The 23131-nt window shown below is 54.2% G+C and carries 19 protein-coding genes, 1 tRNA gene and 1 CRISPR repeat array (1 of these 21 only partly in view); of the genes, 13 read left to right on the top strand and 7 right to left on the bottom strand.

All coding sequences use genetic code 11. The annotated features are described in order from the left end of the window. Nucleotides 1-1488: direct repeats of the CRISPR family, unit length 29 nt; unit sequence GTGTTCCCCGCGTTTGCGGGGATGGACCG; it reaches 7 nt to the left of the window's first position. Between the two features lie 42 nt (nt 1489-1530). The 3 genes from QZN75_RS01070 (at nt 1531) to hypE (ending at nt 3344) form a co-directional block, all read left to right on the top strand. Next, nucleotides 1531-1773 carry a hypothetical protein gene (locus tag QZN75_RS01070; protein WP_292423629.1) on the top strand — a complete coding sequence of 81 codons (243 nt, stop codon included), beginning with the start codon at nt 1531-1533 and terminating at the stop codon, nt 1771-1773. Between the two features lie 236 nt (nt 1774-2009). Further along, entirely contained in the window at nt 2010-2348 is a 339-nt protein-coding gene (locus tag QZN75_RS01065; RefSeq protein ID WP_292423627.1) for a hydrogenase maturation nickel metallochaperone HypA, read from the top strand. Continuing rightward, nucleotides 2349-3344 (top strand): hydrogenase expression/formation protein HypE, encoded by a 996-nt coding sequence (hypE, locus tag QZN75_RS01060; RefSeq protein ID WP_292423624.1) that lies wholly within the window; start codon nt 2349-2351, stop codon nt 3342-3344. A 153-nt stretch (nt 3345-3497) separates the two neighbouring features. On the opposite strand, the gene QZN75_RS01055 is transcribed toward hypE, so the two are convergent. The 4 genes from QZN75_RS01055 to QZN75_RS01040 all read right to left on the bottom strand — a co-directional run bounded on the left by QZN75_RS01055 (nt 3498) and on the right by QZN75_RS01040 (nt 8467). Next, on the bottom strand, nt 3498-4055 hold the full coding sequence (locus QZN75_RS01055; protein WP_292423621.1) for a DUF447 domain-containing protein: 558 nt from the start codon (nt 4053-4055) through the stop codon (nt 3498-3500). Continuing rightward, nucleotides 4043-4849 (bottom strand): triphosphoribosyl-dephospho-CoA synthase, encoded by an 807-nt coding sequence (locus QZN75_RS01050; RefSeq protein ID WP_292423618.1) that lies wholly within the window; start codon nt 4847-4849, stop codon nt 4043-4045. The genes QZN75_RS01055 and QZN75_RS01050 overlap by 13 nt, the downstream gene beginning before the upstream one ends. Further along, nucleotides 4836-5975, bottom strand: coding sequence for a methanogenesis marker 9 domain-containing protein (locus QZN75_RS01045; RefSeq protein WP_292423615.1), 1140 nt, complete (start codon nt 5973-5975; stop codon nt 4836-4838). Before QZN75_RS01045 ends, QZN75_RS01050 begins: the two co-directional genes overlap by 14 nt. A gap of 230 nt (nt 5976-6205) precedes the next feature. Then, nucleotides 6206-8467: a PKD domain-containing protein gene (locus tag QZN75_RS01040; protein WP_292423612.1), complete on the bottom strand. Its 2262-nt coding sequence runs from the start codon at nt 8465-8467 to the stop codon at nt 6206-6208. Nucleotides 8468-9086: 619 nt separating this feature from the next. Here QZN75_RS01040 and cfbA point away from each other — a divergent pair. The 6 genes from cfbA (at nt 9087) to QZN75_RS01010 (ending at nt 14998) form a co-directional block, all read left to right on the top strand. After that, complete coding sequence (gene cfbA, locus QZN75_RS01035; RefSeq protein ID WP_292423609.1) at nt 9087-9488, top strand: sirohydrochlorin nickelochelatase; 402 nt, start codon at nt 9087-9089, stop codon at nt 9486-9488. 8 nt (nt 9489-9496) lie between these two features. Continuing rightward, on the top strand, nt 9497-10723 hold the full coding sequence (cfbE, locus tag QZN75_RS01030; protein WP_292423607.1) for a coenzyme F430 synthase: 1227 nt from the start codon (nt 9497-9499) through the stop codon (nt 10721-10723). A gap of 5 nt (nt 10724-10728) precedes the next feature. Continuing rightward, the gene (gene cfbD, locus QZN75_RS01025) at nt 10729-11799 is read left to right on the top strand and encodes a Ni-sirohydrochlorin a,c-diamide reductive cyclase catalytic subunit (RefSeq protein ID WP_292423604.1); all 1071 of its coding nucleotides are present in this window, start codon (nt 10729-10731) and stop codon (nt 11797-11799) included. Continuing rightward, complete coding sequence (gene cfbB / locus QZN75_RS01020) at nt 11796-13169, top strand: Ni-sirohydrochlorin a,c-diamide synthase (RefSeq protein ID WP_292423600.1); 1374 nt, start codon at nt 11796-11798, stop codon at nt 13167-13169. The genes cfbD and cfbB overlap by 4 nt, the downstream gene beginning before the upstream one ends. Before the next feature lie 369 nt (nt 13170-13538). Further along, nucleotides 13539-14507, top strand: a complete 969-nt coding sequence (gene ilvE / locus QZN75_RS01015) for a branched-chain-amino-acid transaminase (protein WP_292423597.1) — start codon at nt 13539-13541, stop codon at nt 14505-14507. Nucleotides 14508-14923: 416 nt separating this feature from the next. Further along, nucleotides 14924-14998, top strand: a tRNA-Glu gene (locus QZN75_RS01010). Between the two features lie 162 nt (nt 14999-15160). On the opposite strand, the gene QZN75_RS01005 is transcribed toward QZN75_RS01010, so the two are convergent. The 3 genes from QZN75_RS01005 to serS form a co-directional block, all read right to left on the bottom strand. Continuing rightward, the gene (locus tag QZN75_RS01005; protein WP_292423595.1) at nt 15161-16120 is read right to left on the bottom strand and encodes a PEGA domain-containing protein; all 960 of its coding nucleotides are present in this window, start codon (nt 16118-16120) and stop codon (nt 15161-15163) included. A 93-nt stretch (nt 16121-16213) separates the two neighbouring features. Then, nucleotides 16214-17737, bottom strand: a complete 1524-nt coding sequence (locus QZN75_RS01000; protein WP_292423592.1) for a zinc-ribbon domain-containing protein — start codon at nt 17735-17737, stop codon at nt 16214-16216. 106 nt (nt 17738-17843) lie between these two features. Next, a complete protein-coding gene (gene serS, locus QZN75_RS00995) occupies nt 17844-19121 on the bottom strand; it encodes a serine--tRNA ligase (RefSeq protein WP_292423589.1) in 1278 nt (425 codons plus the stop codon). A gap of 447 nt (nt 19122-19568) precedes the next feature. On the opposite strand from serS, the gene QZN75_RS00990 reads away from it, so the two are divergent. From QZN75_RS00990 to QZN75_RS00975, 4 genes are all read left to right on the top strand, one after another. After that, a complete protein-coding gene (locus QZN75_RS00990) occupies nt 19569-20837 on the top strand; it encodes an NRAMP family divalent metal transporter (protein WP_292423586.1) in 1269 nt (422 codons plus the stop codon). Nucleotides 20838-20850: 13 nt separating this feature from the next. Continuing rightward, complete coding sequence (locus QZN75_RS00985) at nt 20851-21066, top strand: hypothetical protein (protein WP_292423583.1); 216 nt, start codon at nt 20851-20853, stop codon at nt 21064-21066. Beyond that, entirely contained in the window at nt 21063-22352 is a 1290-nt protein-coding gene (locus tag QZN75_RS00980; protein WP_292423580.1) for a magnesium transporter MgtE N-terminal domain-containing protein, read from the top strand. Before QZN75_RS00985 ends, QZN75_RS00980 begins: the two co-directional genes overlap by 4 nt. Before the next feature lie 89 nt (nt 22353-22441). Next, a complete protein-coding gene (locus QZN75_RS00975; RefSeq protein ID WP_292423577.1) occupies nt 22442-23074 on the top strand; it encodes a class I SAM-dependent methyltransferase in 633 nt (210 codons plus the stop codon). Nucleotides 23075-23131: the final 57 nt, after the last annotated feature.

Here is a 23131-nt window from a genome sequence, read left to right as displayed (position 1 = left end):
CCGCGTTTGCGGGGATGGACCGAGAAACCACCGGTAACAACACCCGCAGCAGCAGTGTTCCCCGCGTTTGCGGGGATGGACCGTCCCTTGCCAGGATCCTCCAGGGCCCGGTACTGTGTTCCCCGCGTTTGCGGGGATGGACCGATTGCAGACGGGGTTGCAAAATTCGCGATTAGGTGTTCCCCGCGTTTGCGGGGATGGACCGAGACAGGGAAAATGTCGTACATTTGCACTCAAGTGTTCCCCGCGTTTGCGGGGATGGACCGAAGACCACCTCGCCTGCCGCCAGCGCATGGTCGTGTTCCCCGCGTTTGCGGGGATGGACCGCAGCCGGCCCGCATCTGAAAACCAGTTCTGCAGTGTTCCCCGCGTTTGCGGGGATGGACCGAACGGACCCCTTTATACCCATGCGAATCTTGTGTGTTCCCCGCGTTTGCGGGGATGGACCGAACCCGAGAGATGGCCCGCATACGACCTCTACGTGTTCCCCGCGTTTGCGGGGATGGACCGGAAAAGCTGCTGAAGAGTATGTCAGGATCGTTGTGTTCCCCGCGTTTGCGGGGATGGACCGTAAATGCGTTGAGACTGAGATCAACGTGTGTTGTGTTCCCCGCGTTTGCGGGGATGGACCGAACCATGCATAACTCGCTGGCAGGCCGGTTGAGTGTTCCCCGCGTTTGCGGGGATGGACCGGGCACGATTTCCCTTCAGGGGATATCTGGCAAGTGTTCCCCGCGTTTGCGGGGATGGACCGGTCGTGAAAGACGGGGCAGATGTTCCCCTCAGGTGTTCCCCGCGTTTGCGGGGATGGACCGATTGCGCGGAGCACCGATTACGGCGCCACGTGGTGTTCCCCGCGTTTGCGGGGATGGACCGTACCCGACCCCGCCGAGGCCGACGGCTGTTCCGTGTTCCCCGCGTTTGCGGGGATGGACCGCCGCAGCGGAGGCACGGGAACAGGTGCTGGATGTGTTCCCCGCGTTTGCGGGGATGACCCGATGGTGATCCTCCAAAACTGGTATTCCCATCTGTGTTCCCCGCGTTTGCGGGGATGGACCTGGTACAGTTTCTACGATATACAACAGCTAACCAGTGTTCCCCGCGTTGGTGGGGATAAACCGTATGCGTTTCAGTTCGTTACGGATTTCCCCGCGTGTTCCCCGCGTTTGCGGGGATGACCCGGACTTTCCCTGTGCGGCTGCAACTGGCGTTGTGCGTTCCCCGCGTTTGCGGGGATGGACCGGCATGGGGCGGCGCTCGCGGCTTTGGCGGTCAGTGTTCCCCGCGATTGTGGGGATGAACCGCTCGCGATCTCAAGAGTTTGCCGGGATTGTCAGTGTTCCCCGCGTTTGCGGGGATGGACCGTATCCTTATCTCATCTCATACATGAACAAAAAGTGTTCCCCGCGTTTGCGGGGATGAACCGCATCAGAACTGGACAAGCCTCTGGCATGTGAACGTGTTCCCAGTGCATACGGGGATGAACCGGTGCAGTAGGTTACCATCGTGTCGGCAGCGGACCCACAGCAAATGATAATCAACCACCAGATCAGCCGGCGCACGTACGCCCAATGGTGCATCGAAGGCGCGGCGGTGCAGGCGTACCGTGATCATGGGATCGGAATTGCGCTCGGTATGAAGATCCTGTACGTCGTGACCGATGCTCGGCAGTACCGGGTGGAACCGGCGTGGTGTGCGGTATCGTTTGATCATGGGTATTACCGAGGGCTGATCGATAAGGCATACGATGAGATCACGTTTGCATTCACTTGAGACAGGCTCCATGTCAATTGAGTGCCATTAATAGCGAGACCCGCCATGCGGTTCTATGGGCGTTTCTCATGCCCGATAGGTATTCGTATGGGTCAAATGATAAGAAGACCCGTCTAAAGGGTTCTTGACGTGAGACCAACCCTTTTAAATTTTCCCCGTTAACTAATGATCAGAATGTTAGCACGATCCCGAATAGATGGGTGGAAAATTAACAAAGAATCAGAGGTCATGCCCTGATGCACGAATACAGTATTGCCTATGATCTGTACGCAACTGCAAAAAAAGCAGCGCTTGATCACCGTGCAACGCGGGTAAAAAAGATCAGTGTCGATGTGGGGAAGATGGCAATGGTGAATCCCGAGCAGGTCATCTTTTTGTTTGATACGATAAAAGAGGACGACCCTCTCTTTACAGCGGCCGTCCTTAATTGCACTGAGGTGGAACCCGAGACGAAATGCCCCTGCGGGTATGCGGGAAATGAGATCTATGTATGTCCCCGCTGCGGCGCGCTGCCGGAAGTGGTCCGGGGCCGGGAGATTGTCGTAACCAATGTCGAGATCGAGGTGGCGGATTAGATGAAAGTCAATATGATGCATGGCGCCGGGGGTGAAGTGATGGGCGAACTGCTCCAGACGCTCACGAAATTTACCCACAACAATGCCGGCGGGATCGGCCTTGAATCGCTCGATGACGGGGCCGTAATCCCCATCAACGGCACCAATATTGTTTTTACCACGGATTCCCACGTGGTGCGCCCGATCTTTTTCCCGGGGGGGGATATCGGCAGAATCGCGGTAAGCGGAACGGTCAACGATCTGACGATGATGGGCGGGCGCCCGGTCGCTCTTTCGTGCGGGATGATCCTCGAAGAGGGATTCGATGTCGCAGATCTCGAAAAAATTGTCCGCTCAATGGACGAGGCGCTCGGGGAGGCCGGAGCATGCCTTGTCACGGGGGACACGAAAGTTGTTGAGAAAGGGGCGCTTGACGGGATCGCGATCAATACGGCTGGGATCGGTATCGCAAAGACCATCGTTCGGGACAATGGCCTTGTGCCTGGTGATGTGATAATCGTCTCGGGAACCCTTGGCGATCACGGCATTGCGATCATGGCCCACCGCGAGGGCTTCGATCTCGGTGAGCAGATCCTGTCTGATGTCGCCCCACTCTGGGGGATGATGGAGCATGTCCTTGACGTGGGTACCATCCATGCGATGAAAGATCCGACCCGAGGTGGGTTTGCGAGCGCAATAAACGAGATGGCAAAGAAGAGCGGCGTTCAGGTCAGGATCGAGGAGGAACGCATCCCGGTCCGCAGGAACGTAAAAAGTGCAGCCGGGATGCTCGGCATCGACCCGCTCGAAGTGGCAAATGAGGGCAAAGTGGTGATGGGCGTGCCGGCCGCGGATGCTGATGCAATCCTTGCGGCGCTCCGCTCGCACAATTACGGCAGGGATGCTGCGATCGTCGGAAGAGTTGTTGCCGGTTCCCATGTGATCATGGAGACGGCGATCGGCGGCGAACGGTTCATCGAGCCGCCTATGGGCGACCCGGTGCCCCGGGTGTGCTGACGGTTTTTGTTTTTATTCACGGGAAAAACCCTGTTTTCCTGAATTGTTATCTTTTGTAACTGCGGTTTACCTTCCCCGAATAGTATGCCATTTGCAATTCTCGTTTTTTTATGTTTAAAAAAAGTTCCCTGGGGCCCGGATTTCCTTATCCGCTCACTCCCCGACATATCTCATCAGCAGCTCAAGTGCCTCAATCTCCTTTTTCCCGCCGCATTTCTGCACGATATCCGCGTGGTAATCGATCAGGTGCCGGAGTTTTGTCTCATGGTTCACCCGGTACCGGGTCGCGTGCACGGTTGCATCGATAATGCTGTTGAACCCCCGGTTCACCGGATGCACTGCCACCTCTTCGATGATTTCTTTTTCCTGCGTGAGCCGGACCATCATTGCTTCATGTGTCTTACGCTCCACTGCTGCGGTAAATGCGACCCAGGCCTCGGCACCGGCAAGCCGGTACATCATCCGTCCCGATACCGGCTCTTCTGCAAACGCATCTCGAGGGAGATCCTCAAACGCGGTCCGCACGTACAGCACGGGATCGTGGATGATGTTTGCAACCACCCATCTGTCCCGCTCAATGTTTTCTGCGGTGTGGCTGCCGGAGAAAAGTATCATGCTTGCCTTTTTGTCCCGAAAATGGATACCGATCGGCGCCGCGTTGAATGCAGTAGTGGCGATCACTTCGTTGATGCCACCTTTTATGAGTCCCATTCCCATCCCTCTCCAAGAGCGATAAAGATCGCCGCAATCGTGATATCTGCGATCGAGCCCGGGTTGATGCCGGCCTCAATGCATTCCGTATCGAAGGTTTCCAGCACCCGCCGGCCGTCAAGCACCTCACGGGCTTTGGCCAAGGTCTGTTCAGCGACCGCCCGGCCGTGCTTTTTGATGATGAACGTGTCGGGCTCGGTCGCAAGCAGCGTTAGAAACATCTCCACGATCGCCTCCCGGCCCGGCCCGATCTGGTGGAGGATATCGGCACCGCGCCTAGTCAGCACAAAACCGTTGTTCCATTCACGGGCGACCATGTCGTTTGCGGAAGAGTGATGCATCACATCAAGCAGGGTCATATTACGCTCGCGGAGTTCGTCTAGTACCTTTGGATCGTTTACGTCCAGCTCGTCCTTTGCGTTCATCCGGACGCAGGTGAGACGAAACGCCTTGTAGAATGCGACCGCATCGGAGACATCGGTTGTTGCGATCGCCTTTACGGCACCCTCGATACCGCCGCCATACACAAGCGGGATAAGGAGGATAAATGCACCAAAATGTGTGTTACCCCCGGTGTGCACGTTTGTCTGCCGGACTGCGTGCCCGATAATCTCGCCGATCCTCCCTTTACCGGATGCAGCCTCTTCCAGTGCCGGCCGGGCAAAGATCGTGGATGCAAGGAAATGTTCGAGTCTCGTGTCAGGGTAATCGTGGCACCGGTCCACGTTCCCTGGCTTGGGGAAGGCACAGACCTCAAGCATCATCGCAAGCTGTGCCCGTTCAGCAGCACTCATCAGGTGGGACGTCATGGAACACACGGCTCATTACGATATCTGAGAGCTCGTGTTTCCGGCGCATATACTCTTTCTTTGGGATGCCGGCCTGTGCAAGCGTCATATCCCGGAACATACAGGGAGAGGAGGTCTTGCAGCACCACGCAAGGCTGCCAAAGCATGTGTGGGGGCCTCCTTCAAGTGGCGTTCCTTTCACTGCACCCAGTTTTAACCGGACATACTCTTCCTTAGAAAGCCCGATCCGCGAGAGCGCCGGAATGAGCGGGCACTCCTTAATCGGCATACAGCAGAACGTGAGCGCCCTGAGATCGCCGCCCCGGCAGAGCTGCTTTGGGGAGTTATACCATCCCTCCTCATCGGCGTACCGCGTGATTGCTGCGTCAAGGCCGGCGAGCGTGTGCTCATCGGACTGCCGCGCGAGCGAGACGATATCGGCGCCGTGGGAGAGCATATCCCGCATTTTATCGAATGTCGTAATGGAGTTGTTTGCGATGATAAGGAGTGGACAGCTGTTCCGGATCTGCCGGAGTTTTGCAATGCCGGTATCCATGAGATCGACATGCAGGATATCGGCACCGGCCCCCCATAGCATCCGTACGAGCGCCCGGTCGTTTGCGGCGACCCCGGCGCGCATCTTCACCGAAACCGTGACTTCCTTTGCCTTGAGGGCCTTTACGACAGCGACAAGGGCCCCGGGATTTTTAAGATAATATTCCCCGGCGCCTGCAGCGACCATGGGCGCCTGCCGGCAGTGGGCATCAATCTCGTAGACTACGTCATCCCCAAGTGAATCCGCGATGGCAGCAAAAGAGGTCGGGGAACTGCCCCGGAGGTTGATGCCGGTGACCACATCGCAGGTTTTGAGCTGATCGATCTCTGCACGGAGCGCGGCCACCGGATTGTCATAGAGAAATTCTTTGCGCTCCCCGTCGGCCGCTATCGCCCGCGCCGCATCCATGGTGGGTACATCGATCGCGTATCCGCCAATGAACGCAACTCCTGTATGTGCTTTCCGGTCGAGCACGTACCTGGCATCCACGATACCCGCCATGGATGCAATCGCTACTGGTGTCCTGACCACGTGGTCATTGATTATAAGGCCGAACCGTTCGAATGCATCCATCATAAGTTCATATCTGTTGCAGGTCGCACCAGAAATGTCTTTGGATCCGACCTGCCTGGATCCTCGTAGGAACTCTCCTATTTCATGAAGAATTGTGATTTTTTAGGTGAAATACGGCAGGGAGTCACGTAAATACTCAGCCCATCCCAGACAAAAAACAACATACAATACGATTTTTTTGATTGTTCTAACTGTGGGGGGGTATAAAACGATGTTGGAACTAAAAAAAAAGGTTATTTTCGTTTGGCAGATACGATTGCCAGCACCGCAATGACAGAAGCAACGACGGAGACTGCCGCTGGCATGGGTGCCTGGGTAGTCATCGGAATCGTGGTGGCCACAACAGTTGCCGCTGTTGTCGGAGCAGCGGTAACGCTTACTGTTGTCGGGGCAGCGGTAATCGTGGGCGCGGAAATGCCGGATTTGTATGACGTGTCACTGCCATACTGGTTTGTTACTGTCAGGCTGACGTTATACGAACCTTCGGCTTGGTAGATGTGGCGGGGATTCTGTTCAGTGGATGTAGCCGAGTCGCCAAAGTTCCATTTCCATGAGGTCGGGTTGTTGCTTGACATATCCGTGAACTGGACGAGGAATGGTGCATTGCCAATACGCCGGTCCGCCGAGAAAGCGGCAACCGGTGCAAGTGTGGTTATGATGTAATTGACTTTGGTTGTTGAATCCTGTCCGTTCACATTTGAGGCAGTCAGGGTCACGGTGTACGAGCCAAGGGTGGTATAAGTATGGCTGGGGTTCTGGTCAGTAGAAGTTGCACCGTCACCGAAATCCCATTTCCAGGAGGTTGGTCCATTGGAGGACTTGTCCGTGAACGTCACATTCATTGGTGCACCGCCACGGATCTTGTCTGCAACAAAGTCTGCACGTGGGATATTGAGGACCGTAATATATTGCTTTTTAGTAACGCTGTCGGTGAAATAGGGGCTTGATGCAGTCAGAGAGACGTCATAGACCCCAATAGTATGATAGACGTGATCAGGTTTCGGGCCGAGACCTGTGGTCCCATCTCCGAAGTCCCAGCTCCATTGCGTGGGCGCGAAGGTGGAGAGATCCGTGAATGACACGATCCAGCCAACCCCGACCGTAGTCGCGCTGGCAGAAAAGTCAGCACCTCCGCCGTTACCAACAGAGATGAGGCCTTTTTTGACCATGGTGTCAGAACCAAAGGTATTCTTAACTGTCAGGGTGACCGTGTAGATCCCCTTAGTCTGGTAGACGTGTGACGGATTCTGGTCAGCAGATGTTGATCCGTCGCCGAAGTTCCAGTTCCAGGAAGAAGGGAGACCGGTAGACTTATCGATGAAGTTAACCGACATCGGTACCTTCCCTATCACGTACGGGGCGATAACCGGAATGAAATCCGCTGTGGGTGGAATTCCGACATTGATGTAACCTTTCTTTGTCTCCGTACCTATCCCATTGGTATTCTGTGCTGAGAGGGTAACCGTATAAATACCCTTTACCTGGTATGAGTGGCTGGGATTCTGGTTGGTGGATGTTGCCGTGTCGCCAAAGTTCCAGGCCCAGCTGGCGGGCGAGTTCAATGAGGTATCCGTGAACTGGACCATGTCACCGGTACTAACTGATCTGGGATTGCCTGCGAAATCCACCTGGGGTACGCCGCCAACATTCAGGGTTTGGATCGAAGAATCTGTGTCAGTACCGCGGGTAACTGTCAGCGTAACCTTGTACAATCCAGCAGTGTTAAACGTATGGCTTGGGTTCTGCACGGTGGATGTCGTATTGTCGGCAAAATCCCAGTTCCATGTGGTCGGGGTACCGAGAGATAGATCAGTAAACGTGACAGTCAGCGGAGCTTTGCCGGTTGCCGGGTTGGCGGAAAATTTCGATACTAGGTTACCGACAATCGTGATATACTGGTTTTTCGTGCTATACGAACTGCCGTAATCATTGGAGACTGTCAGGGTTACGGTGTAGACACCTGCAGTCCAGTAGGTGTGGGACGGGTTCTGTTCTGTTGAACCTGTTCCATCACCGAAATTCCAATTCCAGGTGGTTGCAATGCCCGTGGACTTGTCGGTGAATGCGATGTTCATTGGAACATTGCCACTTGTCGGGTTTGCAACGAAATCAGCTTTTGGGGCCATGCCAATAGAGATGCAATCTTTCTTGATCGCGGTGTCGGTCCCATATGCGTTCTTCACGGTAAGGGTCACAGTATAGGTTCCACGCTGGATGTAGGAGTGCGTGGGATTCTGGTTTGTGGATGTAGACCCGTCGCCGAAGTCCCATTGGTATGTCATCGGGGTTGACCCGAGAGAGGTATCAGTAAATGAGACTAATGTCGGAACGACAGAGTATGCAGCATAGTGTGCATCGAATTGTGCGACCGGCATTAATCCAACAGTGATATAGCCCGGCTGCGTGCTATCCGATGCGGCAGCCCCGGGTATTGCCAAGACTGCGAGAAGGATAATCAATCCTACGAACAGGGAGTACTTTTTCAATCTCATCATAACGATCACTGCATCATATCCATCGATAAGGTATTTAATTTATTCATTTTACAATTTCCTGTCAATCCATCCTCCNNAAATAGTTCCTGACTTCACTGTCTGTTTTTTAAAAACCACGAAAACCGCAAATTTTCGGTGTTCACGTCGAAAGACACGACAACACACCAGAACCGGGATGAATAACTTCCGTTCGTTTTTCGCGCAAGCTGTACTCATTCTGCGCAAACCGGATATATGAGATGGTGAAGGATTCGGAAAACTTCAATACTGCTTTTTGTACCCTGCACAGGGTTGGTGTGTCCATGAAGTGAAAGTGGTGGGTGTATTCAAATACGCAGAGTCCGAAAATATGATGGAGAATGCCTCTATACCCCCTTCACCATCGCATCTTACCCTGTGTTTCTGCTCCCGGTTCTCGTGACTGATGGGTGGATGTAACGGATCAAATGAAAAGAAGACTTGTTTTAAGTACTGAAGATCAATGACTGGTAACACGAATATAAAGATCAAAACGATAAAAATTATTACGATAATGCTCAATTTGTCATACATTACGTATTCGTTGTTCTAAACCAATAGTGAACCATCTGAAAAAAAACATAACATTGAGGTTATCTACATGGTTACGAAGGGAATGTTACTTGTAGGCCATGGCAGCACAATGCCCTACAACAAGGAACTCATTGAGTCTACCGGAAAACTGATCGCGGCTCAGACCTCCGAGTTTGTGGTCAAATGCGGTTTTATGAACATCAATAAACCTTCCATCAGGGATGCACTTACCGAGTTCAAAAAAGAAAATATCGACGTGCTTGTGGTCGTACCGCTCTTTCTTGCAAAAGGGGTCCACATCGAAAAAGACATTCCCTCTGAAATAGGCCTTCCCGAAGGAACAAAGAAAGGTACGTTTGTACTCAACGGAAAATCCATACCCCTCGTCTATGCCGATCCCATCGGAATCGATCCGCTGCTAGCAGAGCTGATGGTCAAAAACGCACGCAAAGCGCTCACGCTTATCTGACACGGAATATGCGGATCCTGGTACTTGATACGATCCATGGCGGCTGCGAGATTGGTACAGCGTTTGCCCGTGCCGGTCACGCTGTTGACATGGTGGACGTATACCGGGGTACGACACCGGATGCGGCAGAACGGGCTGCACAAGAGACATACGATCTCATTGTTGCCCCGGTCCACCTTGACCCTGCACACCCGCTGCTTGCCGGACGTACCGTATCGGCATTGGTCATATCACATCACGAAGCAGTGCGACAACTGCTCGAAGGCCATCTGCCCAATCCAATGATCGAGATCACCGGGGCGCAGGGAAAAACGACTACGGCGCATGCACTTGCGCACCTGCTGCCCGGCCCCGGCGTCCTGCATACATCGGCCGGGACGTATGCGATGCCCGGGCGAAGGTGGCTTTTTAAAAAAAGTATCACGCCGGCCTCGGTGCTTGCGGCCGCAGAAAATGCGACATCCCTTCACGGCTGGCTTGTCGCTGAAGAGTCTCTCGGGGTGACCGGCGCCGGTGACCTGACCATCATCACGTCGCCGTCAGATTACCGGTGCGCAGCCAAGAAAAAAAGTGCGCTCGCAGAAAAGATTGCATCGGCCGGAAAAAGCCGGCATCTCCTGCTCGCCCCCGGTATCCCGGCCGTTGCACATGCGGATGCAGTGCAGCTGGACAATGTTGCCAGCGTCTCCGGCACGACCTGCACCATCACGTCGGGTGTCCAAACTGCAGCGTTTACGAATCCCCTGCTAGCCCTGCAAGGGTACCGGGTCCCACTTGCCCTTGCCGCAACGGCCGCGGTGATGCTCGGGTACGATCCCGCACCGCTTTCCACCTTTTCCGGGGTGGCGGGTCGCATGTCGGTACGAAAACACAAAAACGTTCTTGTCATCGACAATGCAAACAGCGGCACAACGGTTGAAACAACGGTCGAGGCCGCCCGATACGCCCGTGCCTGTGCAGGATCTCCTGGGATCACGCTGGTGATCGGGACGGTTAAAGGAGACGGTGCCGTCTGTGAAGGGTTCCCTTATGAGCAGATCGTATCGGCAATCGAAACGATCCGGCCCCGCTCGGTCATCTGGGTGGGGGATCCCCCGGAACATAAAGAAAAATCCGGGTCTTCTGTCCCGTGGAGAATCGACGCAGTCTGTCCGACCCTTGAGGAGGCCGAGCGCTGTGCTCTTGAAAAAACAACGACCGGTGCTATTGTGCTAGCGGTCAAGACATGGAGGTAACTGGTATGCCAGCACGATTCATGCACCCCCGTCCGAGTTCGATTGTGGCCGCACTCTATACCGCACGCGACCTCAAGGTGGATGTGGCGATCCTGCACGGCCCATCGGGCTGCTCGTTTAAGCACGCCCGGCTTCTCGAAGAGGACGGGATGCGGGTACTTACGACCGCACTTGCGGACAACGAGTTTATCTTTGGCGGCCAGAAGCCACTCGAAGAGATACTGCGATACGCAGAAAATACGTTTTCCCCAAAAAGGATGGCCGTGATTGGAACCTGCGTCTCGATGATCATCGGCGAGGATCTCACATCGGCCATTGACAGCGCGGGGATCACGATACCGACAATTGCCGTGGACATCCATGCAGGATTTCCCGAGAATATTTCCGGCGTGCTTGCGACCCTTGATGCGGCAAAGGAAGCCGGGTGGATCACCGAAGACGAACTCGCACGCCAGTACCGGCTCATGGGAAAAGCAAACGAGGTCGAAAAAATCCGGGGCGCCGCGTCGCAGGCATACATCGAACCCTCACGGGGAGACTTAAAGCACGTAGCCGCACAGCGCCTTATCGAATGCGCGAAAAGCGGGGCAAAGGGAGTCGCGATCTTAAATGCCAAAAAAGAGACGGCTTATATGTTTGCCGACGAACTAATCGCACTTCACGATGCCTGCCCCGACGCGAATATTACGTACATCGCAAATCTCGACAACCGGGGCCTGCCCAAGGTGCGGGCGGATGCACAGCGGATCCGGGACGAGATGGCAAAGCGCGGCGTGCCGCTGGAGATAAACGGGGCGCTGGACGAGTATGGGGCAAACGGTGACATACTCGGGGCCCGTCTCCGGGAACTTGCCCCGCAGTTTGCCATTATTGCCGGCGTCCCGCACGCGATTCCCCCAGAGTACACGAACGGAATCGAGTGCTTCTCGGTGACAAACGGTCCCCGTCAGGTCGCGCCGCTTCATGCAATCGGGCACCAGCATGTGCTCGTTGAGATCGACCTCCACCCAAAGACGCTGGGCGTGCGGGAGATCGTGGAGAGCGAGTTTGGTGCGGTGCTCCGGAGCCTTGTATGAAAGCGCTGCTCATTACCGGCGACCGGTCCGGTAGCGGGAAAACGAGCATTACGCTCGCGCTTGCAGCTCTCCTGAAAAAACGGGGCATTGTCCAGACCTTCAAGGTTGGGATGGACTATATTGATCCTTCGTACCTTTCCGCGGTCTCAGGCCGCCCCTGCCGGAACCTCGACAATTTTGCGCTCGGCGACCGCCAGGTCCGGGATATCTTCTCGTTCGGGTGCCGGGGCGCCGACTTTGCACTGGTCGAAGGGGTGCGGGGCCTTTATGAAGGGGCTGAGGCGCTGGATGATACCGGCAGTACGGCCGCAATTGCAAAGACGCTCGACCTGCCGGTGGTGCTCGTGGTCTCGGCGCAGAGCATCACCCGGAGTGCCGCTGCGATCGTGAAGGGATTCCAGGCATTTGATCCCGATGTCAGGATCGCCGGCGTCATTCTAAACCAGGTCAAAGGCGGCTCGCACAAGGAAAAAGCGACGCGGGCGATCGAATATTACTGTGGTGTGCCGGTCATCGGCGCGATCCCCCGGATGGACGAGATGCAGCTTGCCATGCGTCATCTCGGCCTTGTCCCGTACCGCGAGGGAGCGGGCCGGGGGGATTTTGACGAGCGGATCCGGACGATCACCGACATTATCGGAAGATACGTGGATCTCGACCGGCTCCTTGCGCTTGCAAAAGGGATCCCGTCATGTCAAAAAGCCTCGCTGCTCAATCCCTCTCCGGAGCAGGATATGCGCATCGGGGTCGCTTACGACGAGGCGTTCAACTTCTACTATGCTGATCTCTTTGATGTTCTCCCATCGCTTGGGGCAAGCGTCGTGCAGTTCAGCCCTGTTCACGACCGGCTGCCGGATGCGGATGGGTTCATTATCGGCGGGGGATACCCGGAGCTCTTCGTGCCGGAACTGGAGGCGAACGACCGGATACGGGAAGCAATTCGTGATGTCTCAAAGAACGGTACACCCATCTATGCAGAGTGTGGCGGGCTCATGTATCTCACGAACCGGATGGTACTTAATAAAGGCTGGCAGGGTCGGGAGACTGAACTCTCCGGAGCGATGTGTGGGGTGTTCCCGGGCGATACCCGGATGCCGGCCCGGCGCGTGGTCAGCTACGTAGAGGGTGTCAGTAATGCCCAGTGCCCAATGGGTGCAGCCCGGTTCCGGGGCCATGAGTTTCATTACTCGGAAGTGGCACTCGATCCATCGACAAAATTTGCCTACAAACTTTCGCGGGGGATCGGGATCAGGGAGATGCTGGACGGTGCGGTAATAAAGAACACGCTTGGGAGTTACACGCACCTGCACCCGGTGGGAAGCCGGGAGATGTTCCGGAACTTTGTCGATGGTTGCCGGAGCCGGAAGTGATAAGTGGCTCATTAGGTGCGAGAACTGGGTGCTGTTTTTTATTCGTATTTTTACTTTGAGTGATCGAAAGGGCTGCATTAGAGAAGGATGAGGAAAAAGACCGGGCATCACCGGTCAGCAGAGACCCTAGTAAATAATAGGAGGGTTCCCCGCCTCAGGGCCTCTCCAAGGCACACGATGGGGCGAGTGCGGTTTTACCCGTCCTGATCCGCCGCGGGAGCGTCCCTTCGGGGGCGGCGGCACACATCGTAATTACAGAGATCTGCAACGATCCCCTCATTATTGAGGAATGATTTGCCTGATGCCCACATCATCACCCGCACCGGATCAAAGAAAAAATACAAGACGATCGACATCCCATAACACAATATGATCATTTACATTGACGGGAAATACCTCCCCGAAGGCCTTGCAAAGGTCTCCGTGTTCGATCACGGCCTGTTATACGGGGATGGTGTTTTTGAAGGGATCCGCGCTTACAACGGCAGGATATTTCGGTTAAAGGAACATCTCGACCGGCTCTACGATTCGGCAAAGACGGTCGATATCCAGCCTCCGATCTCAAAAGAAGCGATGACCGAGGCGATCTGCGAGACGCTGCGCCGGAACAAGCTCAAAGATGCCTACATCCGGCCGATCATCACCCGGGGCGTCGGCGACCTCGGCCTTGACCCCCGCAAGTGCGAGAAAGCCTCGGTTATTGTCATTGCCGTGACCTGGGGCGCGATGTACGGCGACCTGTACGAGAAGGGCCTCAAAGCGATCACTGTCTCGGTCCGGAGAAACGCCGCAGAGTCCCTCCCACCCAACGTGAAGAGTCTCAATTACCTCAACAATATCCTCGCGAAGATCGAGGCGAACTACAAGGGTGGCGACGAGGCGATCTTCTTTGACACGAACGGGTACGTGGCAGAGGGTTCGGGCGACAACCTGTATATCGTCAAGAACGGCGAGATCATTACCCCGCACACGCTCAACAACCTCCGGGGCATCACCCGGATGGTCGTAAAAGAGATCGCAGAGTCGCTCGGGATCACCTTCCGGGAGCAGAACCTCGGGTACTTCGATCTCTACACCGCGGACGAACTCATCTGCACCGGCACAGCCGCTGAAATTGGCCCCATCACGTGGGTTGATGGCAGGGTCATTGGCTCGGGCAAGGTCGGCCCCATTACCCGCCAGCTGATGGCAGCGTTCCATGCCGTAACTGCAAAGGAAGGATACCCCATCGCAAAGAAAGTTACAGGCACAAAAAAGACCGTTATGAAAAAAGTCGCGATCAAAAAGACGGCAGCAAAGAAGAGTGTGGCAAAGAACGCTGCACCAAAGAAGAGATAAATTTTTTTTGGTAAAGTGCCAATCTAGCCCCTAACCTCTGGTTCTGACAATCGTCCGCTCCCCCCTTGCGCCAGCCCTGCCCCCATGGGGGGGCGAGGGCGCATGCGATTCTTCTGTATTACCAAAAATTTCGGTCCATGTAATACCACACTATCGCAACCGGGGCGCCATAGCGGCGGGGCGAAGCCCCTGAAGCGTCAGTGTTTTCCGGTCATTGACAGATGTACTTTTTCACCATACATTTTAGGTTCGCAGATTTTCTTATTTTTTCCATCGTAAATCCCTCCTGGATTTAGGGACTGAAATAGTACATTACCCTTTTTTTTAACGATAATTGGCGGGAAGACTCCGTTACTCTCCTGTGCCTGTTTCCATAACCTATTTATCAGGTAGAGTAAAACTAGTTAGAGCAATACGCTGCTATAGTGTAGACCGGCCAATCATGCGGGCCTTTCACGCCCGCGACTGGGGTTCAAATCCCCATAGCAGCACTCTTATACTGATGGTTAAATTCTCTAACTTCATTTTTCAAAGAGCACGAGTTAGAGATTCTCCAAAGCAGGGTTTTGTTAACTTGTTGAGGTATAGTATATTTTTTCAGGCATAGAAAAATTGATTATCTCCCAACATGTTAACAGAGCCCCCGACCGTTTTTACGCACCAGAACGCGGACGGCGGAACGCAAAAAGCAGGAATGCCACGGTGCAGGCACCGATCGTTACTGGAACCGGGACAAGAGCTGAAAAGCCCGGGAAAATTGTGGCATTTTTTTTCAGTTCAATCGTACTCGTCACCGTCTGGTTGGCAATCACATATGCCTGCACTTCGACAGGGACATACCCCTCAAGCGTTGCATTGATCGTGTGGTTGCCAGCGGTAAGGTTCGTGCTCGTGAACGGCGCTGTCCCCCCATTGTTCCCGTCAAGAAGGATATGTGCACCGGCAGGGGTTGTGTTGATAACAAGGGCCCCGGTCTTTGGCTGGAGCGTTGCGTTCACTTCAGTTACCGCTCCCGCTTCAATCGTTGCCGGTGTTGTGAATTTCTCATAATTAAACCGGGAGAACGTGATTGTGTATGTGCCGGGATCGAGACCGGACACGTTCAGCGGTGTGCTGCCTTTATAGTTCCCATTTATTACCACCGAGGCATTATCCGGTACCGAGCGGAGGTCAAAGCTGCCGGGAATGCCGGGGGTTGCGGTGACGACACTGATGCTTGGGTTGCCCAGGGAAACGGAAATCGTACTGTATCTCGCCTCATCCAGATTGGAGCGATCATTGGGGCTGTCAACCACATATATAGTATATATTCCGGCATCAAGGCCTCCACCGAGGGAACTTGTGCCCCAGTCATATTCCCAGTGATCGTGATCGTCAACGCTGACCTCGGTAAACCCGCCCTGGTCCGCCCGACGGTTGATGTTATCCAGCGCAACGCCGTTCGCCGGAAGGTTTGGCCCGGTCAGGAAGAGGTAGACGGTCGAACTGGTATAACAGTATCCCGAGAGTTTAACGATGTTACCCAGATACGACTGTGTCGAACCGGATGCAGCTGCCGCACCCGCGAGCATAAAGAGCAGGAGAATTCCTGCATACAGGTTCCGGTGTTTCAAGATACACCCCTCAACAAAAGTTTATTATTATTTTCTCTACCCTATACACATCGCACGGCCAGATAAAATAATAATTTTTAGTCCCGTCCATCATCACGCCGTGCTGTTCGCCGCGTTTACCGTTGTTGTCACATTGGACATAAGGGATTGTGTGGGGAGAGGTGTCGGGGTAGGTGTCGGAGTTGTAAGGGCAAACTGCAGGTCAATTCTGCCCTTGGGGGTGGTCGTTGACAATGTTTTTACCGCATTACCCTCCTTGTAGATGATAACTTTCAGCTCGTCACCAGAGCCATCTGTCTTCTGGAGATCTACGGCAACTGTACCGCCACTGGTGGGAATAATATAGAAGTGATCGCCGGTATCTGTTACTTCAACCTGTGAACCCGGGGTACCTATAAGACCGGTGTAGATCTTATCGTATGTGACTTTAGCCCAGACTCCTGTCGAAGGGACAAGCACCTGTGCGGTTGTCGGCACTGCCGTTGTAACGATTGTTGTCATGACCATCGTCGGTCTCAGTGTCGGCATGGTTGTGGACGTGGTGGGTATTGTTGTTGTCACCGGCATAATTTCGGTATTTTTCTGCATGTTATTCATGACCATAAATCCGCCGGCTGCTACAGCGATGATCACGATAAGGATTATGACCCCCGAAAGAATCATTGTCCGTTTTTTCCGGGGTGCTGCAGGAACCGGTGGCAATGGAGGAACCGGGGGTATGGGCGGTACTGCCGGTGCTGCGACCGGTTCCGCTCCCGGTACCGTCGTTTCTGCCGCGGCGGGAGTTGTTTCAGCTGTCGGTACTGCGGGTGCGTCGGCAGGAACAAAGAGTGCCTTTTCCGGTTCCGGGACTGCCGGGGCAGCTTCCGTGCGGGGCACCGAATCCTCAATCAGGGGTTCAATCGAGTGGATGATCTGCTCAATGGGCCGGCCTTTACGGTCACCCGATCCAGATGCAACCGCCGGGGCCGTGGCAATCTGCCCGGGGGTTGCGGAGGCTGCCGCCTCTTCTCCCGGGGTGGCAACCTTGGTCCCACACCGGTTGCAGAATGTCGATCCCTGGGGGATGCGGTTCCCGCACCGGCCGCAGAAAGATCCCTCGGGGAGCGACGTGGTCTCGACAGGTTTCGGAGGCAGGTGGCTGGTGTCCACCACAATCTTTTTTATGGGGCGGGAAATCTCGATCCCCTTTTTTACACCGGGAGTACCGGTATGTTCCTGATGGGTTTCCCCGGAAATCTGCGCATCCGGCACCATCTCAACCGGGTATGATATCGCTTCGGAAATCTGTTTCTTGAGGGCTTTTACCCATTCGCCCGCCTCGCGTTTGCGCTCGCCGGCAGTCTGCAGGGCAAAGGTAAGCGCGAGCTCCCTTGTATCCGCCGTATCGGTCAGGATGGTCAGCGTGATAACCGGGTCGCGGATTGCATTTTCCCCGGTTGCTACGTTCCGTATCGTTATCAGCGGGATCTGCTGAGTAGGGACAACGTTCTTCTCGCTGTCGATGATGATAAGGCGCCGGTTGGTGAGCACCAGTTCGAACGGCACAGACTTCACCTTGACATGCTGTGCTGTCAGAATAATGGACTCGTCACTTTTCAAATCGGGATAGCCCATAGTACCACGTTCCCTGGTATACTCTTGCATTACCTATGGCAAATAAGTATTTATCAGATGTTTTGCTTTTGATGATAAAAAAGGAGAGGTGAACGGGAAGTGGATTTTACAGGAACTCCCGGTCGTTCATGTACTGCCTGAGGACTTCCGGAATCGTCACCGATCCATCCTTGTTCTGGCAATTCTCTAAAATGCACCGCAGCGCCCTTGACGTGGCAATCGCGGTCGAGTTGAGGGTGTGGACATACCGTTTTGACTCGAAATTCTCTTTGTCCCGTACCCTGATGTTGAGGCTTGCTGCCTGGTACGCGGTGCAGTTGGAGCAGGAGACAACCTCCTTGTAGGCGTTCTCGCGCGGCATCCAGGCCTCGATATCGTATTTCTTTGCGGCTACCGTGCCGATATCGCCGGTACAGATGTTGACCACATGATAGGGGAGTTCCAGTTTTTTGAAAATCTCTTCAGCATTTCCCAGCAATTCTTCGTGGATTTGCCAGGAGTCCTCGGGTCTGCAGAAGACGAACTGCTCGATCTTTGTAAACTGGTGGACGCGGAAGAGCCCTTTTGTGTCAATCCCGTGTGCCCCGATCTCCCGGCGGAAGCAGGGGGAGAGGCCTGCAAGGCGCAGCGGCAGGTCTTTTTCTTCGAAGATCTCGTCCTGGTACATCGCAGCGATCGGGTGCTCGCTTGTCGCGATCAGGTACACATCATCGCCGTTGATCTTGTACATGACTTTCTCGAAATCGTCGAGATCGGTGACTCCCTCATACGAACTGCGGTTGATCATGAACGGCGGGACAACCGGTGTAAATCCTTTCTTTTCGAGCAGGTCAAGAGCAAAGCGCTGGAGCGCGAGATCCAAGAGGACAAGGTTCCCTTTCAGGAAATAGAAGCCTGCGCCGGAGATCTTCGTCGCCCGTTCAAAGTCTGCCCAGCCCCGGTCGGCAGCAAGCTGCCCGTGGTTCCGGATCTCGAAGTCGAACGTGCGCGGGGTGCCAACGCGCCGGATCTCGATGTTTTCGGTATCGTCTTTTCCCTGCGGTACGCTCTCGTGCAGGGTGTTGGGGAGGCGCATGAGCCTGGTGCGGATAAGTGTTCTGATCTCTTCCTGTTCGGTGTCGTTGTCCTTGATCATTTTCGGGAGTTCGGCAGCTTCTGCCATCAAGGAGGCTGAATCTTTTCCCGCTTTGCGCGCTTCGTTGATCTCGCGTGCAATCGTGTTTCTCCGGCGCCGCAGTTCATCGGTCTGTACTTTGAGCTCGCGGGATCGTGCGTCTTTTGCAAGAATCTCATCTACCCATGCAATCTTTTCCGGGGCATTTCGTTTCAACAGATCGGCTTTTACGATCTCCGGGCTCGCCCGTACAAACCTGATATCTAACATTTCGCGCACCTCAAACGACATTCCCCCGATTCTGGTATAAGGGATCTTTTCTGGTTTTTACTATTTCAGTAATAGTGTATCTTGTTTTACCTTATTATGCTTCAATGCGCCCGCAACAGATACCTGCCGGCATACCCCTGCCCCGGTTTCCCAAAAAAAACGCAGCTGCTTCCGAAAATATTTTAAATCACCAAATCTGGGTTTTATCTGATTAAACTCAGCAGATTATTTCCTGTGCTGGCAAGGCGTGTTCATGAATGGGTTCAATTACCAAAAAAACACCGCTGAACGGGATAATTATATATGAATCCGGTATCTACCTGTTTGATGGTAGGAAACGGCCCCGTTATTTTTGGGAAACTTTTCTTCAACTGCCATTCAGATCGAATGGGATCGAATGGGGGGATGACAGAAACAATGCACTGAATGAAGGAAAGGAAGGGTACTATGGATTTTTTATCAAAATTCTATTTTAATTACAGCCGGATTATCAAGACTATCAAGATCTACCTGCTGCTTGCTGGTCCGGGCCTGATTGTGATGATCGCAGACAACGATGCCGGCGGGATCACCACCTATGCAGCAACCGGTGCCAAATTCGGGTACAACCTCATCTGGTTCCTCGTCCTTCTTGGCCCTGTCGCGTATTTCGTGCAGGAGATGACGGTCCGGCTGGGTGCCGTCACCAAGCACGGGCATGCAGAAGCGATCTTCAGTGCATTCGGCTCATTCTGGGGCTGGTTTTCCCTTCTTGATCTTAGTATCGTCAACTGGCTGACCATGGTCACCGAGTTTGTCGGTATGACCGCAGCGCTCAGCATTTTCGGTGTCTCCCCCATAATCACCGTTGTCATCGTCATATTTGTCATGCTCGGAATCGTCATGTCGGGACGGTACTGGACGTGGGAGAAGATCACCATGGCATTCTGCCTCGTCAACCTGATCTATATCCCGGCAGCAATTATCATCCACCCCTCGGTCTCCGATATTCTCAGGGCGGGTATTATCCCCAATTTCCCGGGAGGATTTAACGGGGAACTGTTCTTCTTCTTGATGGCAAATATCGGCACGACCATCGCACCATGGATGATCTTCTTCCAGCAGAGCGCAGTTGTCGATAAGCAGATGAAGGAGAAGGATATTCCGTGGGGCAAATTTGACACATTTATCGGTGCGATCTTTACCGTAATCGTTGCGATCTTCGTGATTGTCGTGACCGGCACGCTCCTTTACGGGATGAATATCGAGAGTGCCGCACAAGCCGCACAGGTTATCATGGGGGTACACCCCCTGGTAGGGACGCTTGTCGCCATCGGTCTCTTCGATGCCGGTTTCCTCGGCGCGATCTGCATAGCGCTCACAAACTCATGGGCATTCGGTGAGGTCTTCGGGTGGGCGCACTCGCTGAACTATAAGGTAAAAGAGGCGTTCTGGTTCTATGTGTATTACTTCATAGGACTGATCACCGCCGGGGCGGTGGTTCTCATACCAAACGCTCCGCTGATATTGATCACTCTCTTTGTGCAGGTCGTTGCGGTGACCCTCCTGCCGGCGGCACTGATATTTTTAATCATCCTCCTGAACAGCGAGGAGATCATGGGGAAATATAAAAATACCCTGTTTGATAATATTGCAAACATATCGATCGTCGTGTGCATTATCATCGTGTCTACATTGTTCGGTATCAGTACGCTGTTCCCGAACCTATTCGGATAATGAAGGGAGAGAAATGGTAGCAATTGAAAGCATCTTCGGGGAACGGATCGGAAGTACCATCCATGAATTGACCGGGACGATTACGAGGATCAACAAGAGATATGCAACGCCCAAGATTAAACTTTCAAAAGGAGCAGAATTTGCCCTTCTCTTCCTCAGGCTGTATCTCATCTTTCTCGTGATCCTGCTCGGGTACAAATTCTGGACGATCGTCCATGGGGGTGCATGATGGCGCAGCCGGATACTGCAAATACACCGGTAACGGCGGGGGACCTCGGGATCCTTCTTTCCGATATCCTGAATGTCCCTATCCTGCGTTCAGGGAAGAAAATAGGATCGCTTGCAGACCTCGTGATTGCGGAGACCGCAAAGATCCCGGAGGTGCGGTCATTGTACGTCTCCCGGTCTTTTGGCAACCCCAGTCTCCTTATCCCGTGGGAGAATGTCCACACCCTCACAGGCCGGGGAATCGAGGTCACCATCGGAGATCTAACCCCATATGAGATCGAACCGACCGATGATGTCATTCTCCTCCGTGATTATATCCTTGACAAGAAAGTGATCGACCTTGAAGAGAATGAGGTCGAGATAGTCTACGATATCCGGCTTGTCCTCCGAAACAAGAAACTGTACGTGACCGATGTTGATACCGGAAAGGCAGCCCGTCTCCGGAGGCTGGGCCTCGGAATACTTGCAAAGATTCTCTACACTAACGCCGACTCCGAAGCAGAGCAGATGATCTCATGGAAATACATTCAGCCGCTCCCGACAAATATCGGGAGATTCAAGGGTAATATCAAGCTGAATGTCTTAAAAGACAAACTTTCTGAGATCCATCCTGTCGATCTTGCGGATATTCTCGAAGAGATGGATCACGATCAGCGGGTCATGCTCTTCTCCACACTCGAACACGAGCATGCGAGTGATACGCTCGAAGAGATCGAACCCCAGGTGCAGCGCGATATCATCTCTTCGCTCTCAACGGATAAGGTCGTCCTGCTCATCAACGATATGACCCCGGGACAGGCAGCCGACGTCCTATCAGTCATCCCGCATGCAGATGCCGAGGATATTCTTGCGGCGCTCAATCCTGATACTGCGAGGAACCTGCGGGCGATCATGGAAAAACAGGAGGAGAAGGTGATCCATTATACAACCCAGAAGATCCTCACGTTCTCCCCGGATACCCTTGTCGAGTATGTACAGAACGATTATCCCCGGCATGCACGGGGAAAAGATGTCGTTATGTATGTCTACGTGGTAGATGGCGAGAACCGGCTGCTGGGTGTAATCGATTTAAAGGAACTATTGAGTGCGGATGACAAGGCGCCGCTCTCCGCGATCATGACCGAGAATGTGATCGCGTTAAATGCTGATAGTACCCTGAAAGAGGCATCGGCGGAATTCGAACGGTACAATTTCCGGGCCCTGCCGGTCACGGATGACGATGATCGCCTTGTCGGGGTCATCAAGTACCGGGATGTCATGAACCTGACGCATCACTTTCTCGAATAGGTATATGATCCGGAAGACTAAAGGTCATCTTCCATGACACATCCTGCATCCCGGGATCGTGCAATCGAGCCTGGTAAAGGTGCAGGTACATGAACGGGGATCGCAATGCGGACTGCTGGGAAAACGATTACTCCCGGCGGGGACGGGTCTGGGGCGGGGCGGTCCACCAGATTCCACCTTTTCGCGCCGGCCAGCGCGTGCTCGAACTCGGGTGCGGGAACGGGAAGACCTTTTCTGCAGTGCTGGAAAAAAAGTGCGAAGTCGTCGGCATCGACTTTTCTATCTCCGCTGCGATCCTGTGCAGGTCTCTTGCCCCAAAGACCGGACAGGGGGAGATTGCCCTTGCCGATGTACGCCACCTGCCGTTTGCCGATGCCTCGTTCGACGTGGCGATCGCGTTCCACGTGATCGGGCACCTGCCTGAGGCCGGACGCGTCCGCTGTGTTGACGAATCGTCACGGGTGCTCAGGGCAGGGGGAACCCTGTTTTTTTCCGGTTTTTCGGTCGGGGATTTCCGGGCCGGCACCGGCCATGAGACTGAACCGGGCACGTTCGAACGGAAAAACGGGATCTCAACCCATTACTTCACCGAAGGTGAGGTACGGGCGTTGTTCCGCTCAATGCAGCCCCGCGAATGTGTCACCCGACGCTGGACGATGACGGTGCGCGGGCGACCGCTCCCCCGCGCCGAGATCGCCGCCACGTTTAAAAAAATCTCCTGAACCAGAGGGCGTTTTACCATTGTCCGTCGGATCAAGAAGGAATTATTAAATGGACAT

Origin of the sequence: Methanoregula sp., assembly GCF_003170075.1 — an archaeon.
Lineage (GTDB): Archaea > Halobacteriota > Methanomicrobia > Methanomicrobiales > Methanospirillaceae > Methanoregula.
This window is presented reverse-complemented; position numbering and strand designations above follow the sequence as displayed.

Excerpts from the sequence above, each read along its gene's own strand:
- QZN75_RS00985 (WP_292423583.1), top strand. The coding sequence starts at position 20,851 with ATGGTAGCAATTGAAAGCATCTTCGGGGAACGGATCGGAAGTACCATC.
- QZN75_RS01050 (WP_292423618.1), bottom strand. The coding sequence starts at position 4,849 with ATGAGTGCTGCTGAACGGGCACAGCTTGCGATGATGCTTGAGGTCTGT.
- hypE (WP_292423624.1), top strand. The coding sequence starts at position 2,349 with ATGAAAGTCAATATGATGCATGGCGCCGGGGGTGAAGTGATGGGCGAA.
- QZN75_RS01040 (WP_292423612.1), bottom strand. The coding sequence starts at position 8,467 with ATGATGAGATTGAAAAAGTACTCCCTGTTCGTAGGATTGATTATCCTT.
- QZN75_RS01000 (WP_292423592.1), bottom strand. The coding sequence starts at position 17,737 with ATGGGCTATCCCGATTTGAAAAGTGACGAGTCCATTATTCTGACAGCA.
- serS (WP_292423589.1), bottom strand. The coding sequence starts at position 19,121 with ATGTTAGATATCAGGTTTGTACGGGCGAGCCCGGAGATCGTAAAAGCC.
- QZN75_RS01045 (WP_292423615.1), bottom strand. The coding sequence starts at position 5,975 with ATGATGGATGCATTCGAACGGTTCGGCCTTATAATCAATGACCACGTG.
- cfbA (WP_292423609.1), top strand. The coding sequence starts at position 9,087 with ATGGTTACGAAGGGAATGTTACTTGTAGGCCATGGCAGCACAATGCCC.
- QZN75_RS00980 (WP_292423580.1), top strand. The coding sequence starts at position 21,063 with ATGATGGCGCAGCCGGATACTGCAAATACACCGGTAACGGCGGGGGAC.
- ilvE (WP_292423597.1), top strand. The coding sequence starts at position 13,539 with ATGATCATTTACATTGACGGGAAATACCTCCCCGAAGGCCTTGCAAAG.
- QZN75_RS00990 (WP_292423586.1), top strand. The coding sequence starts at position 19,569 with ATGGATTTTTTATCAAAATTCTATTTTAATTACAGCCGGATTATCAAG.
- QZN75_RS00975 (WP_292423577.1), top strand. The coding sequence starts at position 22,442 with ATGAACGGGGATCGCAATGCGGACTGCTGGGAAAACGATTACTCCCGG.
- QZN75_RS01070 (WP_292423629.1), top strand. The coding sequence starts at position 1,531 with ATGATAATCAACCACCAGATCAGCCGGCGCACGTACGCCCAATGGTGC.
- cfbD (WP_292423604.1), top strand. The coding sequence starts at position 10,729 with ATGCCAGCACGATTCATGCACCCCCGTCCGAGTTCGATTGTGGCCGCA.
- QZN75_RS01065 (WP_292423627.1), top strand. The coding sequence starts at position 2,010 with ATGCACGAATACAGTATTGCCTATGATCTGTACGCAACTGCAAAAAAA.
- QZN75_RS01055 (WP_292423621.1), bottom strand. The coding sequence starts at position 4,055 with ATGGGACTCATAAAAGGTGGCATCAACGAAGTGATCGCCACTACTGCA.
- cfbB (WP_292423600.1), top strand. The coding sequence starts at position 11,796 with ATGAAAGCGCTGCTCATTACCGGCGACCGGTCCGGTAGCGGGAAAACG.
- cfbE (WP_292423607.1), top strand. The coding sequence starts at position 9,497 with ATGCGGATCCTGGTACTTGATACGATCCATGGCGGCTGCGAGATTGGT.